Origin of the sequence: Fusobacterium sp., assembly GCF_029258315.1 — a bacterium.
Taxonomy (GTDB): Bacteria; Fusobacteriota; Fusobacteriia; order Fusobacteriales; family Fusobacteriaceae; genus Fusobacterium_B.
In genome coordinates, this window is sequence record NZ_JARHZE010000025.1 from 1 (window position 1) to 15,121 (window position 15,121).

14 protein-coding genes are annotated in these 15,121 nt (G+C 27.7%); 8 read left to right on the forward strand and 6 right to left on the reverse strand.

What is annotated here, in order from left to right; all coding sequences use genetic code 11:
* Window positions 1–419, forward strand: a 419-nt coding sequence (locus Q1J48_RS01740; protein WP_300360722.1) for a hypothetical protein, incomplete at its 5' end; no start/stop codon positions are given.
* A gap of 18 nt (window positions 420–437) precedes the next feature.
* Here the strand turns inward: Q1J48_RS01740 and Q1J48_RS01745 are convergent.
* The 3 genes from Q1J48_RS01745 to ald all read right to left on the reverse strand — a co-directional run bounded on the left by Q1J48_RS01745 (window position 438) and on the right by ald (window position 2,835).
* Window positions 438–1,313 (reverse strand): Wzz/FepE/Etk N-terminal domain-containing protein, encoded by an 876-nt coding sequence (locus Q1J48_RS01745; protein WP_300360724.1) that lies wholly within the window; start codon window positions 1,311–1,313, stop codon window positions 438–440.
* Window positions 1,314–1,441: 128 nt separating this feature from the next.
* Window positions 1,442–1,729: an HU family DNA-binding protein gene (locus tag Q1J48_RS01750; RefSeq protein WP_300360726.1), complete on the reverse strand. Its 288-nt coding sequence runs from the start codon at window positions 1,727–1,729 to the stop codon at window positions 1,442–1,444.
* Window positions 1,729–2,835 (reverse strand): alanine dehydrogenase, encoded by a 1,107-nt coding sequence (gene ald / locus Q1J48_RS01755; protein WP_300327832.1) that lies wholly within the window; start codon window positions 2,833–2,835, stop codon window positions 1,729–1,731. The genes Q1J48_RS01750 and ald overlap by 1 nt, the downstream gene beginning before the upstream one ends.
* 308 nt (window positions 2,836–3,143) lie before the next feature.
* Here ald and Q1J48_RS01760 point away from each other — a divergent pair, with 308 nt between their 5' ends.
* From Q1J48_RS01760 to Q1J48_RS01790, 7 genes are all read left to right on the forward strand, one after another.
* On the forward strand, window positions 3,144–4,469 hold the full coding sequence (locus tag Q1J48_RS01760; protein WP_300360727.1) for a Na+/H+ antiporter NhaC family protein: 1,326 nt from the start codon (window positions 3,144–3,146) through the stop codon (window positions 4,467–4,469).
* Window positions 4,470–4,564: 95 nt separating this feature from the next.
* Entirely contained in the window at window positions 4,565–5,485 is a 921-nt protein-coding gene (locus tag Q1J48_RS01765) for a phosphatidylserine decarboxylase (RefSeq protein WP_300360728.1), read from the forward strand.
* On the forward strand, window positions 5,482–5,874 hold the full coding sequence (locus tag Q1J48_RS01770) for a NusG domain II-containing protein (RefSeq protein ID WP_300331835.1): 393 nt from the start codon (window positions 5,482–5,484) through the stop codon (window positions 5,872–5,874). Before Q1J48_RS01765 ends, Q1J48_RS01770 begins: the two co-directional genes overlap by 4 nt.
* Before the next feature lie 11 nt (window positions 5,875–5,885).
* Window positions 5,886–7,025: an AI-2E family transporter gene (locus Q1J48_RS01775; RefSeq protein WP_300360730.1), complete on the forward strand. Its 1,140-nt coding sequence runs from the start codon at window positions 5,886–5,888 to the stop codon at window positions 7,023–7,025.
* Window positions 7,025–8,164 carry a THUMP domain-containing class I SAM-dependent RNA methyltransferase gene (locus Q1J48_RS01780; RefSeq protein WP_300360731.1) on the forward strand — a complete coding sequence of 380 codons (1,140 nt, stop codon included), beginning with the start codon at window positions 7,025–7,027 and terminating at the stop codon, window positions 8,162–8,164. Before Q1J48_RS01775 ends, Q1J48_RS01780 begins: the two co-directional genes overlap by 1 nt.
* A gap of 1 nt (window position 8,165) precedes the next feature.
* Complete coding sequence (locus Q1J48_RS01785; RefSeq protein ID WP_300360732.1) at window positions 8,166–8,807, forward strand: hypothetical protein; 642 nt, start codon at window positions 8,166–8,168, stop codon at window positions 8,805–8,807.
* Window positions 8,808–8,936: 129 nt separating this feature from the next.
* The gene (locus Q1J48_RS01790) at window positions 8,937–9,500 is read left to right on the forward strand and encodes a peptidylprolyl isomerase (protein ID WP_300331839.1); all 564 of its coding nucleotides are present in this window, start codon (window positions 8,937–8,939) and stop codon (window positions 9,498–9,500) included.
* 104 nt (window positions 9,501–9,604) lie between these two features.
* Here the strand turns inward: Q1J48_RS01790 and Q1J48_RS01795 are convergent, their stop codons facing one another.
* The 3 genes from Q1J48_RS01795 to Q1J48_RS01805 form a co-directional block, all read right to left on the reverse strand.
* Window positions 9,605–10,675 (reverse strand): AbrB family transcriptional regulator, encoded by a 1,071-nt coding sequence (locus Q1J48_RS01795; RefSeq protein WP_300360733.1) that lies wholly within the window; start codon window positions 10,673–10,675, stop codon window positions 9,605–9,607.
* Window positions 10,676–10,858: 183 nt separating this feature from the next.
* Window positions 10,859–13,699 (reverse strand): autotransporter family protein, encoded by a 2,841-nt coding sequence (locus Q1J48_RS01800; protein WP_300360734.1) that lies wholly within the window; start codon window positions 13,697–13,699, stop codon window positions 10,859–10,861.
* A 503-nt stretch (window positions 13,700–14,202) separates the two neighbouring features.
* On the reverse strand, window positions 14,203–14,646 hold the full coding sequence (locus tag Q1J48_RS01805; protein ID WP_300360736.1) for a helix-turn-helix domain-containing protein: 444 nt from the start codon (window positions 14,644–14,646) through the stop codon (window positions 14,203–14,205).
* Between the last annotated feature and the right edge of the window lie 475 nt (window positions 14,647–15,121).

Genomic DNA, 15,121 nt, shown 5'->3' on the forward strand with positions numbered 1-15,121 from the left:
GAATTTGTAAAACTGATGAAAGAGGATACTTTACTGATATAGTTGAAACTTATGAAATTATAAAAAAAGAGGGTCGTGCTTTTACTGGAGATAAAGAGATAGATATTAATTCTAATGTATCTATGAATATGTGGGGACTTACTCCTGAATTCCTTGATCTTTTAGAAGTTGGTTTTAAAGAATTTTTCTCTACAATCGAAGGAAAAGAATTAAAAGCTGAATATCTATTACCAAGTTATATTGGAGAACTTTTAGAAAAAAATTTAGTTTCTGTAAAAGTTTTAGAAACTTCTGACAAATGGTTTGGAGTAACTTATAAAGAAGATAAAGATTTTGTAATATCATCTTTTAAAGAATTAATTAAAAAAGGTGAATACTCAACTGATCTTTTCAGTGATCTATTAGATAAAAAAATCTAGGAATTAACCTAGATTTTTTTATTTTTTATTAACTTCTTTCAATACCTCTCTTGTAGGTTCCTTTATTATTGCTACAAACATTCCTAAGCCTAATCCTAAAATTATTCCAAGTATAACTATAAGACTTCCATTTAGTTTTGATTTATCAAAATCTATATTTTCAATATTTAAAGCCACTGCATTATCTTTTTCTATCATCTCTTTAAAAGATTGCATCTTTTGCATATCTTTATAATTATTTTCTAACTGTTCTTTATTTTTACTTATCTCTGCATTTAATACTGGATCTAAATAACCTATATTCTCAGATATATTTTCAGTTATACCCTTATGTTTTTCTACAAGAGTTTTTATTTTTTCATCTAATGTTTTAGCCTCTTCTTTTAAAACATTTATTTTTTCATCTAACTCTTTTATTTTCTCATCCGCTCTTTCTTTTAATAGATTATTTATATCATTATTAAGGTTATCTATCTTTTCTCCAAGTTGTTTTTCTACTACAGCCAACTCTTTTTCCTTAGTAATATCCTTATACTCATATTCTTTTTCAAAAAGTGTTTTTAAATCACTGAACTCATTATAATAGCTTTCCTTATTTTCTACTTTTTTTAATTCACTAGATAAAAGCCCTGTTTGTTGAATATGATTAAGTATCTCTTTTTTTAAATCTTCTTGATATAAAGGAATCTCTTGAACATATTTATCTGCTTTTATTATAGCCTTATATTTTCTTGGCAAACTTTCCTTATAGATAGCAAAACCAAAAGCGATTAAGGTTACTATTAAAGTTATTATCCCTATAAGTTTTCTTTCCTTTACTATTGTTTTTAATAGATCAACTAAATCTATTTCATCCTCATCTTCATATCTTTCTTTTAAATTATAATTTTCCATTTTTCATCCCTAAACAATTATCTTAAAGATTATATCTTTTTTTACTTAAAATTTCAATATTTTTTTAAATTATAATAAAAAAACTACTGTAATTTCTATATAAAAATAAAAATTACAATAGTTCTCAATTAATCTTTGTAATATAACTTATCTGAAAAATTTTCACTAATTTTAAATTTTACATATTTTCTTGGTTTTGTCTGTATCTTACTTGAATAATCCTTAAGATCCAAAACCTCTCTCGCCTTAGTTTGTTTCACCTCAAAAGAGCCCACATTTCTAAATATAAGTTCATTATCCACAGTCAAAGCATATTTAAAAGTTTTTAAAAATCTTTCAATCTCCTCTTTAGCTACCTTCTCGTCCTCAATAGAATTTTGTTCCATATAGATTTTAACAAAATCTTTTTTTATCACTAGAAACCAACTCCTACATAGTCAAGTCCTAAACTATCTGCTACCTCTCTGCAAGTAACTCTTTCATTCATTATATTTATTCCACCTAAAAGTTCTGGATAAACAGCACAAGATCCTTTTAAACCTTTAGAGGCTATCGTTCTTGCATATTTTAATATAGAGTTTTCCACAGAAATAGTTGAAGTTGATGGGTAAGCTCCTGCCATATTACCAACACAATAATGTACAACTCCATCTACTATATAAGTAGGATCTTCTAAAGTTGTTATCTTAGAAGTTTCAAAACATCCACCTTGATCTATTGCTACGTCTACTAAAACACTTCCATTTTGCATACTATTTATATATTTTTTAGTAACTAAACAAGGTGTTTTTCCTCCCGGTATAAGTACAGTCCCTATTAAAAGGTCTGCCTCAGCAACAGCTTTTTCTATATTTCTTGGTGTAGAGTATAGTGTAGTTATTTGACTTTTATAGTTATCATCAAGGTATCTTAATTTATTTACATCAATATCAATAGCAGTAACCTCTGCCCCCATACCAAAGGCCGTCTTTATAGCACTTTGTCCAGCTACTCCAGCTCCAAGTACAACAACTTTTCCTCTCTCTACTCCGGGTACTCCACCTAAAAGTTTTCCCTTTCCACCATTATTTTTTTGAAGATAAAAGCTTCCAACCTGTACAGCCATTCTTCCAGCCACCTCTGACATAGGAGATAGTATAGGTTTTCCACCATCATTTAAGATAATAGTTTCAAAGGCAACACAAGTAGCCCCAGTAGCCACCAATTCAACTGTATCTTCTTTATGAGCTGCAAGGTGAAGATATGCACATAAAATATGATGAGGTTTTATACATTTAATCTCTTCCCTTACAGGTCTTTCAACTTTTATTATTAGTTTTGCTTTTTCGTAAATCTCTTCATTTTTATCTACCATTATAGCCCCACTAGAGATATACTCTTCATCGGTGATCCCAGCCCCTATTCCAGCACCTTTTTGGACATATACTTCGTTACCATCTAATACTAATTGTCCAACACCAGCAGGAGTCATTCCAACCCTACTTTCAATATTATTTTTTTCCTTTGGTATTCCAATTTTCATATATATCCTCTTTCCTCCAAACTTACAATTATGTATCTTATACAAATTCCTTCATTAATATATATAATACCATAGCATCATAAAATTAAAAAGTCAATGATTTTTTTATTTTCCGAATTTTATGACTAATTTTTAACCTTTTAAATTATATTAGTTTTACACTTTAGATTTTTTTAAATTTTTAATTTTATTATACGTTTTTTATATATTTTATAAATCATAATTTTCAAAAAAATATTATAACTTTATTTTATTTTTTCTTAATTTTATACTATAATATGTATAATTAACATATTTGGTGGTGGTTTATGAAAAGAATATTATTTTTTATTTGCATTTTATTTTTACTTACTTTTGTTATAGCAACAAAATTTACAATTGGATCTATTATTCTTGGGATCTATTTAGTTCTTTCTGTTATTTCTATGAAAAAAAGTATTACTTTAGATGAAATAATAGATATATCTATACTCTATGGAAAAAAATCCAGTCTTGTTATAATACTTTTTGTTTTTATAGGTGCTTTGTCAGCTATGTGGATGGCATCTGGTACTATACCTGGACTTGTTTATTATGGACTTAAATTTATTAATCCAAATATATTCTTATTTTTTGTTTTTATTATAAGCTGTATTATATCTACTATATTGGGAAGTGCTTTTGCATCTACTGGTATAATTGGGGTAGCTCTTATGGCTATAGCTAAGACAAGTGATATTAATCTAAGTCTTGTAGGTGGAGCTATAATCTCTGGAGTTTATTTTGGAGATAGATGGTCACCTATATCTGTAAGTGCTAATCTTGTTTCATCTCTTACTGGGATAAATATTTATACAAATTTAAAAAATATGATAAGATCTACTATTGTCCCTCTTCTATTATCAAGTGGGATATATCTTGTACTTTCTAGAATATATACTTTAGACATTACAGAAAACCTTTTACCAAATATGATACTTTCAAATTATAATCTTGATGTAAGATTTATATTTTTACCTCTGATCGCCATTATACTTTTATCATTCTTTAGGGTTAATGTAAAAATCTCTATGGGAATAAGTATTGGGATAGCTGGTATTTTAGCATTATTTTTACAAAATGAATCTATTAAAAATATTTTAGACTATATTGTTTTTGGATTTTATAAATTTAATGGGGGAGAACTTGAAAAAATAATAAAAGGTGGGGGTATTTTATCAATGGCAAATGCTACCTTAGTTATAGTTATCTCTTGTCTTCTTATAGGTATCCTTGAAAAAATGGAAATCCTATCTTTCTTAAAATCAAAAATTAGAAATATAGATACTAGATCTAGTTTATTTGCAAATATGTTTGGTATAGGAATTATTTCTGGAATGATCGGTTGTAACCAAACTGTATCTGTTATTATGACTGAGCAAGTTATGGAAGAGATCTATGACTCAAGAAATCTATCAAGAGAGGAGTTAACAGTTGATATTGAAAACTCTGCTGTTATTCTAAATGGATTTATCCCTTGGAATAGTTCATCTTTTGTTCCTTGTGCTATATTAGAGGTAGCATTCTATAAAGCTATACCTCTAGCTTTCTTTTTATTCCTTATACCTCTTTGTACTTTCTTAGAGTATAAATTTTTTAAAAAGTCTAAAAATTAAATTTATTTTAAAATAAAATTTTCTTTATTGTTTTAATAATCAAAAAAATATGTTATACTATAAAGTGTGATTAAAAATATATATAGGAGTTAGTTATGGAGTTTAAGCAGATTAAATATATAGATAGAAAAACTGGTAATACTTTAATTGAAAATGTTCCAGGAGAAAAGTTTTTAAAATTTTTATATTATAATCCTTTTGGTAAACTACCTCTTGAACTATTAGTTAAAAGAAAATTTTTATCTGTACTTTACGGGAAAAAAATGGATTCTAAGAACTCTTGTAAAATTATTCCAGATTTTGTAAAGGAACACTCTATAAATATGGATGAATCTATAAAACAAATAGATGATTTTACATCTTTTAATGATTTTTTTACTAGAGAATTAAAACCAAATTCAAGAAAAATCGATCAAAGAGATAGTGTTCTTGCAAGTCCCGCTGACGGAAAAGTTTTTGTAATCGAAAATATAAGTGAAAATACTAAATTTTTTGCTAAGGGAGAGGAGTTTACTTTAACAGATTTTTTTAGAAATAAAAATTTTGCTAAAAAGTATAAGAATGGTATTATGTTTATCATAAGACTTGCACCAGTTGATTATCATAGATACCACTTCCCTGCTGATGGTATGATTTCAAAATCTAAAACTATTGAGGGGGCATACTACTCAGTTTCAACTCACGCTGTAAGACAAAATTTTAGAATTTTCTGTGAAAATAAAAGAAGTTTTTCTACTTTATTTAGTGATTTTTTCAAAGATATTTGTATAGCCGAAATTGGTGCTACTATGGTTGGAGGTATAAAACAAACCTATATCCCTTACACTCATGTAAAAAAAGGTGATGAAAAGGGATATTTCTTCTTTGGTGGTTCAACTGTTATACTTTTACTTGAAAAACAACCATTTAAGATTGATGAAGATATCTTAAAAAATAGTAGAAATGGATTAGAAACAAAAGTATATATGGGAGAAAGTCTTGGATCTACTTTAAGAGTCAGAGGTGAAAAAATTTGAGGAGAAAACCCTGCTACTTCAAAAAATGGGATCTAGCCATATACCTTTTTATATTTTCACTACTTTTTTCTCTTTTTTCCTATGGGAGAACCCTTAGTAATTTAAAAGGGAATAAGGTAGAAGTCTATGTTGATAATCAATTAAAATATGTTTTTGATTTACAAGAAGATAAAAAAGAATATTTTGTTGATACTAATTTAGGGGGAGTTAATCTTGAGATTAATAAAATGAAAATAAGAGTTACCTCTTCAAACTCTCCTCTTAAAATCTGTGTCAAACAAGGTTGGATTTCAAATTCTGGAGATACCATTGTAGGTATACCAGATAGATTACTTATTAAAGTTGTGGGAACTCAAGAAACCGATGATGTAGATACTGTTATTAAATAAGGAGTTTTATTATGAACAAATCATTTGAAAGAAGACTTTTCTTTAAATTAACTGTTTTAGGAATAGTTTTAGTACTTATTCAGACTATTCTTCAAAATAATTCAGCTTTCCTAGATATTTTAAATACCTTAAAATACTATGCAAAGCCTTTTATATATGGGATTTTTATAGCGATACTTTTTAATCCTGCTGTTTCCTATATTGAAAAAAGATTTAAACTATCAAGGATAGTTTCACTTTGGACAACATTTTTTATTTTTGTTATAGTTTTAACTGGAGTTTTACTTTGGTTTATACCAAATCTTGTCCATAGTTTTGAAGATATTATCCATATATTCCCAGCTCTTCAAGATAAATTCACAATTTATTTAAGAGATATTTTTAAATTTTTAAGAGAAAAAGATCTACTTTTAATGAATGGAGCTGAGATACAAAAAGCTGTAGAAGACTTTTTTGTTTCTAATATAGAGCATATTAAAAACATTGTATTTTCTATAAGTCTTAATGTGGTTTACTGGATTGCTGAAATATTTGTATTTTTCTTAGGATTATTCCTAGCTATTTATTTTATTTTATATGAGAGATATTTTATGGGATTTTTTAGAAATTTAGTATTTTTAATTTATGATGAAAATAAGGCTCAAAAAGCTTGTGAATTTATTGTAGAGTGTAAAAATATTTTCCTTAATTATATATCAGGTAGAATTTTTGTATCTTTTATAGTTGGACTTGTTGCCTACATAGTTATGTGGTTTGGTAATGTTCCATACAATTTAATTATAGCTGTTATGATTGGGTTTGGAAATATGATTCCTTACTTTGGTTCTATTGTTGCAGGGGCTATTGCTTTTCTTTTAGTTGTATTGGTAGAGCCTATGAAAGTATGGTATATTTTCTTAGCTATGGGAATTGCCCAAGCTGTTGATGGGTATGTAGTTGGACCTCTTATCCTTAGTAAAAGTGTTGGACTTAGTTCTTTTTGGATAATTGCATCTGTAATTATTATGGGAAATATTATGGGAACTACTGGAATGTTTTTAGGAGTCCCTATATTTGCCATTTTAAAACTTATATATACAAAACTTATTAAAAAGAAGAGGGAAGAATTAAGTATTGAAGACAAAACAAATAACGATTCAAAGGAGTGTTAATGGAAGATAAAAAATATACAATTGTGGCATCTACTACAATGGGACTTGAAAGTATTGTAAGAGATGAGTGTAAAGACTTAGGTTTTGAAAATGTTCAAGCCTTTAATGGAAAGGTTGAGTTTGAGGGAACTCTTAGAGATATAGCTCGTGCTAATATCCATTTAAGATGTGCTGATAGAGTGTATATAAAAATGGGTGAGTTTAAGGCTCTATCATTTGAAGAACTTTTCCAAAAAGTAAAAAGACTTAATTGGGAAGAATTTATTGAAAAAGATGGAAACTTTATTATCAGTTGGGTAAGTGCTGTTAAATGTAAACTTTTCTCTAAGTCTGATATTCAAAGTATCACAGAAAAAGCTATAATAGAAAATCTTAAAAGAATTTATAAAATTGATAGATTTTCTAAAAAAGGAGCTAAGTTTGCTGTAAAAGTTCAAGGGAATAAAGATATATTCTCTGTTATGATAGACACAAGTGGAGTTGGACTTCATAAACGTGGATATAGAAATCTTATTAATGAGGCACCTCTTAAAGAAACTTTAGCTGCTGCCCTTGTTATGCTTACAAGATGGAAGGGTGGAGAAAGACCTTTTATAGATCCAATGTGTGGTACAGGTACTCTACCTATTGAGGCTGCTATGATAGCTAGAAATATCGCACCTGGAGTAAATAGAAACTTTGCTGCTGAAGAGTGGAAAATTTTCCCTAGAAATATGTGGATTGATGTTAGAGATGAGGCTTTTTCTCAAGAAGATTATGATAAAGAGGTTAGAATCTATGGATCTGATATAGATGGTGAAGCTATAAAAGTTGCCATTGAAAATGCTACAAAGGCTGGAGTAGAAGAGGATATTTTATTTGAAAATAAAAACTTCTTAGAACTTGAATCTCCTGCTGAAAAAGGTTGTGTTGTGTCAAATCCACCTTATGGAGAAAGACTTCTTGATGATGAAAAGGTTGAAAGATTATATAGACTTTTAGGAGACGTACTTCTTAAAAGATTCCCTAAATGGTCTTACTACATCATAACTTCTTACAAAGATTTTGAAAAAGCTTTTGATAAAAAATCTACTAAGAATAGAAAACTATTCAACGGTGGAATAGAGTGTCATTACTATCAATACTATGGAGAAAGATAAGATGAATACAGATAAGTTTATAAATTATTCAAAAGAGATTATTTTACAAGTTCTTAGAAAAAATTCTCAAGAACTTACAAAAGCCTCTGAAGAAAAAAATGAAAAAGAGATTGAAGTTTTAGAAAAAGAGGTTTTACCTAAGTATGAAAAACTTTATCTTGCCCTTTCTGATGAGGAACTTAAAAAGAAAACTCCTGAAGAGATTCAAGGAATTTTAAAAATTATGGAAGATATATTGGAAAAAAATAATTTTTCTAAAGAATTTATAGAGGAATCGATGAAGAAGAGAGAAGAGTATAAAGATAAGTCTGGAGCTTTGGTTGTTAAAAGATTATTTGAATATTCCATAAAAAATCTTAAAAAGAAAAAAACTAATATTTACAAAGTTCTAACTCCTCTATTAAAAAGAGAGGAACAATTAGAGGCTGATTTAAAAGAGGCTATCCAGTATGATGATGAAATGAGAATATCTGCTGATATTGTAGATGTTAGAGATGAAAAAAGAGAGCTTTTAGAACAAGTGGCTGAATTAGATGCTAAAGTATTTTTAATAGAAAAAGATATTGAAAATAAATGGAAATATGAAATTTATGGAACTATAACTCAAGAGGAACTTGAAAAATACACTAATTATAAAAAATAATTTTGGAGGGCGATATAAATGTTAAATAAATTATTTGTTCTATTAGGGGTTTTGACTTTAGCTATGTTAGCTACTAGAATTACTGCTAATCTAAAAACAAAAAAGTTAAAAAACTTGGAGGTTAAAATAATGAACGCAAAAAATTTAAATGCAAAAATTGTAACAAACAAAGGGACTATCAATATTAAATTATTCCCAGAAGTAGCTCCTTTCACAGTACTAAACTTTGCTCACTTAGCAAACCTTGGTTACTATGATAATCTTACTTTCCATAGAGTTATCGAAGACTTTATGATTCAAGGTGGAGATCCAGATGGAAACGGAACTGGTGGACCTGGATACCAATTCCACGATGAGTTTAAAAAAGAGGTTGTATTTGATAGACCTGGACTTCTTGCTATGGCAAATGCTGGACCAAGCACAAATGGATCTCAATTCTTTATCACTCACGTTGAAACTCCTTGGCTTAATTACAAACACACTATATTTGGAGAGGTTGTAAGTCCTGCTGATCAAGATGTGGTTAATAAAATAGCTCAAGAAGATATAATCAAATCTATCGAAATCACTGGAGATGTTGAAGAGCTTTACAACGATGAACAAGCTAAAGAAACTGTTGCTCAAATCAATGAAATCTTAATGTCTCAATCTAAATTCAAAAACTTAAAATACGAAAAAACAAGCAATATGTAATTTTTATTTAAAGTTTAAAAGCACGATTTAAAGTCGTGCTTTTTTTATTTTTCGAGTTCCTACATTATATATATGTATATTTTTGAATTCCTATTTTTTCACTTCTATATAAAATAGTCCTTTATATAATTTATAATTATTGGATATATGGTTATTACAGAGATCAATCTAAAGAACTGCATAGTTGCTACCTTTGAAGTATCTGCTCCAAGTTCACTTGCTATTATTGATATATCTGTCATTCCCCCAGGAGAAGTAGCAAATAATGAGGTTTCCACATTAAAGTTTGTTATCTTATACACCATAAATCCAAGTATTAGATTCATAATACAAAAACCTATTACAACTATAACAACAGGGGCTATAATATCCTTTAGACTTATAACATCTTCTAAGTTCATCTTTACACCTATCAAAGTCCCAGCTATAATTTGAATAAACTCCCTTAATTTTGTTGGAAGATATGCTTTATTTGAAAAAATATTATAAATTGCTGTAGCTATCATTGAAAAAGTCATTGGACCAGATGGGACTTCCAATATTTTTCCTAAAATCCCACCAAAAACTCCAATAATCAAAGTTATTAAAATTACACTCAAATTTTTATTTTTTCCCTTAGAGCTTTTTTCTATCTCTTTTTTCCCTTGAGTATTTTCCAAATTTATCCTTATATTTCTATTGGATTTTCTAAACTTTTTAATAATTATCTTTATTATAGAAGGAATCAGAGCTATTACAGAGATTAAACGAACCATTTGTAACAAAGCTACCTTTGACGGCTCTGCTCCAAAGTCATAAGATATTATTGTCATATCTGTAAGTCCCCCAGGAGCTGTGGCAAAAAGGGCTGTAACCATATCTAGTGGTGTAAATTTATATATAAAATATCCCATTATAAAATTTACTATCCCCATTAAAACAATCATAAGAAAGCTCGGAATAAAAATTTTCTTTAAATCTTTTATATCATCTGTCGTTATTCTTGCTCCTATAAATATCCCTGTTAGAATTTGAACTATTATTTTTGAAATTATTGGCAACTCTCCTATTCCAGTTAAAATATTAAAAATTGCCACTGAAAATAGAGCACCTATCATTGCTCCACCGGGAACTTTAAGTCTTTGAGCTATCTTGCTCCCAATAATTCCCATCAGTAATGTAATTAATATTTTCATCTCCATCCTCCACATTTTCATTAAATTAATTATACTACAATAGTTAAAAGAATTCTATATAAAATCTTTTTTAAATAGCTCTATTCTAAAATTATTTAAATTTTTATTTTGCAAAAAAGAAAAAGAGAGAAATTAATCTCTCTTCTTCAGTGTTATATATTTTAAAAAGGATTGGTGGCTAAATTAAAAAGTATATCCTATTCCTAGGCTTGCTCCATATGAAGTTTTATTTTCTGATCCAAATTGATAAGTAAATCCTCCATTATAGAAGAATCCATTGTCATTTTTCACCTCTGCACCTAAATTAAATCTAAGTACATTTTCTGACAACTCTATACCAGACACTTCAAATTGATTACTTGATGTATTTCCAAAGAATTGTCCTCTAAACATTTTATCTGTATCTCCATATGTTTTTATATAAGATGTTCCTAATTTTAAATCTAAGTTAGATTGAGCAAGTCTTACAGTTTTTACTAAGTCTGCTCCTATCTCAGCATCAAAAGTTTTTACATCTGCATCTCTTAATCCAAAATAGGAATCTTTAATATTATCTTGTTTTAAATGAGTGTATCCCATTTTTAATTTTGGTTGAATTGATACCCCTCTACCTAAATCTCCAATATATTTAACTTGTGCATAACCACTTACAGATTTAGTATCATATTTACTTGTTCCTAAAGTATCAAGTATTGTATTATTTGCATCATATTTACCTAATTGATATCCTAATCCTGTTGTGAAATCATAATTTCCTATTGATTGGTTTCCATATACTCCAACATAGAATATATCTCCATTAGCATTTCCTGAATCTAATTTTACATCTTGTTTAGATCCTGATAATACTAATCCTGTTCTTGCTGTATCTGTCAATCCATATTCTAATGATGCTAAAACTCCAGAAGTTTTATTTGTTGCATCATATTTTTGGATTATTCCCTCTCTTTTATAATCATTTTTCTCAAATAAAGCTCTTCCCTCTGCTTTAAACTCATTAGCTTTAACATTATTATTTAATGAAAGTATATTTTTCTCATTCATTTTTAAATTGTCATAAGCTCCTCTTATTGTTTCAGAGTAGATTGTGCCAGAGTAAATTTTATCCATCTGTCTTTCTCTCTCATCTTTAACTTGTGAGAATTTTCCATTAATTATTTGAGCATTTTTATTTATCTCATTTAATTTTGAATCTGTAAAATAATTTTGATTATATTCAAATCTTAAAGTATTATCTTTATTATTTAAAGCTGTTGTATATAATCCATCTTTTTTATCTAAATAATTTGCTCCAGAAAGATTATGAACTATATTTTGAGCTTTATTATTTAATTCAACTGTTGTATCTTTTGTTAAACTGCTTGTATCAAAATCTATTTTTCCATTTACAGTTACAACCCCTGTTGAATTTTTAAGGGCATTTGATCCATCAGCTCCTATATCGAATACAGTTACTCCATCCCCTTTATTTGTAATAGTTGTTCCTGTTTTTTCTGTAAAAGATGAAGTGGATGCTAATCTTAAACTGTCTTTTGAAAGCTGTTTATCTGCTCCTACATTTATATTAGATACTCCGATTTTACCATTGATCATTGTATCTCCACTTATATTTACAATTCCATTTCCATTTATTTGACTAATTCCACCTACAAAGTTTACTTTATCTAAGTTTAATACTGAACCATACCCTAATTCTATTGCAGTATCATTACTTTTTGGAGATATTTGTTTATTTACATTTCCATTTGAAATTGAAAGTTCAGATTTTGTTTTTTCTCCAACAGATAAATATCCTTTAGAATCTAAATTAATTATAGTTTTATCAATTTTTACTGGTGAAATGTTAGTAGGATTTAAATTTGCTACTGTTACTAATCCTGTAATATTTAATGAATCTAACTGAATTGGATCTGGAGTTTCGTTTGTAATTCTATTGTGATTATATTTTCCAATAGTAACAGACTTCACAGGTTTTCCATCAACTAATTTTTCTCCAGCTAAATTAATCTCACTAGTGTTTAAACTTCCACCTATATAGTGACTTGTTTTATCATTTTCTATTTCGTGTCCTTGTGAGTCAACTATCATTCCTGTTATAGTTACCTCTCCATTAAATAATTTATTTACATCAAATTGTCCTAACTCATCTTTTGTTTTATCTGTTATTTTTATTATTCCACTTGTTTTTGCAGTTCCCCCTGCATTTTTTATAGCTATACTATTTGAGTCTACCTCAATAGTTCCATTATTTGTTAATGTTGCACCTTCTAGCCCTTTTCCACTAGTCAATGCCACACCTATTCCATTATTTGCTACAACTATTCCATTGTTTACAAATTTTAATTTACCAGAATCTGAATTATTTAAATCAACTGTGGCTCTATCATTTTTTCTAACTCCATCTGTAAAAGCTTTTAACTCTCCATTATTTTCTATATACATAGTTGCTTTAGGATCTACTGATCCTTGAAAAGATATAGCACTACTTGACCCTTTTGTTTGTGATGTTGCAACTATTGATTTATTATTTAAAATTTTAGAGTCTTGTGCAATTTTTCCAGAACTAGAAGTTTGAATTGCTATTCCATCAGCATTTGAACTTTGTCCAATAGCTTCTATCATCCCATTATTTGTTATATCTACACTTTTAGGATTAAATACATTTATTCCATAAGCCATTGCATTTGTTTTAGACTCAGCTACTAATGATCCATTATTTAATATTTTTACATTTGTATCGTTTGGAGTTTCTATTCCAGCAACTATATATTGAGTACCTGTAGTTACATAGACAGATCCTGCCCCTGTTTTATCTCCTTTAATTGTTACTACTGCACTTTTTATAGGATCCTTATGCTCTTGATTCTCTGCTATTATTACATCTTGTGAGGTTGGTGCTGGTGCTACATTCCCAAAAGCTAGAGAACCCATTATTAAAAATCCCACTACTGTTGAAGTTGTAATAGTTATTTTATTTTTTAGCCAATGTTTTAATAATTTTTCTGTACCATTTAAATAATTCATTTAAATTCCTCCTTGTATTCCTACGCTGTAAATAAAAATATAGTCAATATTTATTAAGTTGGCTTTATATTTTATTATCATTTAAATATTACTATATTTCTATCTCTCCTATAATAATACGTACGATTATAAAATATCTTTTTCTTAGATGGCGAGGATTTTATCATATTCATTTTTTTATTGCAAGATTTTTTTGAAAAAAATTTTTTAAAACAACAATCATTTTTTAAATGTACTTATTTCAAAGTTTGATATTTAAATAATTAAAATAAAATTTCACTATTTTTATCTATTTTAAAATTTTTTTACACTTTTTTTTAATTTTAATAAAATCGAATATTTTTTTTAAAAAAAGAACACTATTTTTTACAAGTTAAAATATTATTTATACGAAATATTTTATTATACGAAGTAATTTTATAGATTGAACTTCTCTATTTTTTATAATATTTTTTGAAAAGAAAAAAGCCCTTTACACAAGGGCCTTCTTATACTAAATAATTTTATTCACTCAATACCTTTTTAAACTTTCTTGTTTTATAATTAAATTTATCTTCAAAGTACACTTCTTGGATTCCTTCAAAAAGTTTTCTTTTATCGTCTTCAGAAAAATTATCAGCTTTAAAGAGTTTACTAATTTTTCTTAATATCTCTTCAACTTTCACTCCTTTATTTCCTAAATTTTTATAAACTCTCTCACTTAACACTATTTTATGTCCTAAAAATGCTGTGTTTAATTGGTTTAGTTCATCTGTTGTAAGATTTAAAATTCTACTTAAAATGTTAAGTGTCCTTCTACTTCCATTACTTTTTCCGCTTTCAATATCCCCTATTGTCCCATTTCCAACTTGAGAAATCTCTGCTAATCTTTTTATTGTTAATCCTCTTGATTCTCTTAATCTTTTTAAAACTCTTCCTAATTCAGTTCTTTCAGTATCTTTTTTCATGATTAAAATCTCCTATTCTGTTTTATAAGTTATCATTTTCCACCAACTCCTAAAAATATCAAAAAAATCAAATTTTCGTACTTATTTTTATTATAACTTGATTTTTTAAAAAAAACAATAATTTATTTTTTTCTCTCTAAAAATTTAATTTTTTTCTTGAATTTCTAATAAGATATTTTATTTATTTTTAAGTAAATACGTTTATACCGAAAATTTATTTTACCTAATGAAAAAGACTCATATTAATTTTATATGAGTCTTAAGTCTTTAAATATTTTTTAGTTTTAAAATAAAAATTAATTATCCAACACTTCTAAAAAATGTTTACTGTTTGTTTTATCAAAGTTGATTATTAAAATATCATTAGTAAACGGTATAGAGATAGATTTAGACTTTTCTCTATCAAAAAGAACTGGTGTACTAATAATAGATCCATTATAAACATCTACTCCTACAACTGTTTCAGTCAATGGTA

Excerpts from the sequence above, each read along its gene's own strand:
- Q1J48_RS01745 (WP_300360724.1), bottom strand. The coding sequence starts at position 1,313 with ATGGAAAATTATAATTTAAAAGAAAGATATGAAGATGAGGATGAAATA.
- ald (WP_300327832.1), bottom strand. The coding sequence starts at position 2,835 with ATGAAAATTGGAATACCAAAGGAAAAAAATAATATTGAAAGTAGGGTT.
- Q1J48_RS01760 (WP_300360727.1), top strand. The coding sequence starts at position 3,144 with ATGAAAAGAATATTATTTTTTATTTGCATTTTATTTTTACTTACTTTT.
- Q1J48_RS01765 (WP_300360728.1), top strand. The coding sequence starts at position 4,565 with ATGGAGTTTAAGCAGATTAAATATATAGATAGAAAAACTGGTAATACT.
- Q1J48_RS01775 (WP_300360730.1), top strand. The coding sequence starts at position 5,886 with ATGAACAAATCATTTGAAAGAAGACTTTTCTTTAAATTAACTGTTTTA.
- Q1J48_RS01780 (WP_300360731.1), top strand. The coding sequence starts at position 7,025 with ATGGAAGATAAAAAATATACAATTGTGGCATCTACTACAATGGGACTT.
- Q1J48_RS01785 (WP_300360732.1), top strand. The coding sequence starts at position 8,166 with ATGAATACAGATAAGTTTATAAATTATTCAAAAGAGATTATTTTACAA.
- Q1J48_RS01790 (WP_300331839.1), top strand. The coding sequence starts at position 8,937 with ATGAACGCAAAAAATTTAAATGCAAAAATTGTAACAAACAAAGGGACT.
- Q1J48_RS01795 (WP_300360733.1), bottom strand. The coding sequence starts at position 10,675 with ATGAAAATATTAATTACATTACTGATGGGAATTATTGGGAGCAAGATA.
- Q1J48_RS01800 (WP_300360734.1), bottom strand. The coding sequence starts at position 13,699 with ATGAATTATTTAAATGGTACAGAAAAATTATTAAAACATTGGCTAAAA.
- Q1J48_RS01805 (WP_300360736.1), bottom strand. The coding sequence starts at position 14,646 with ATGAAAAAAGATACTGAAAGAACTGAATTAGGAAGAGTTTTAAAAAGA.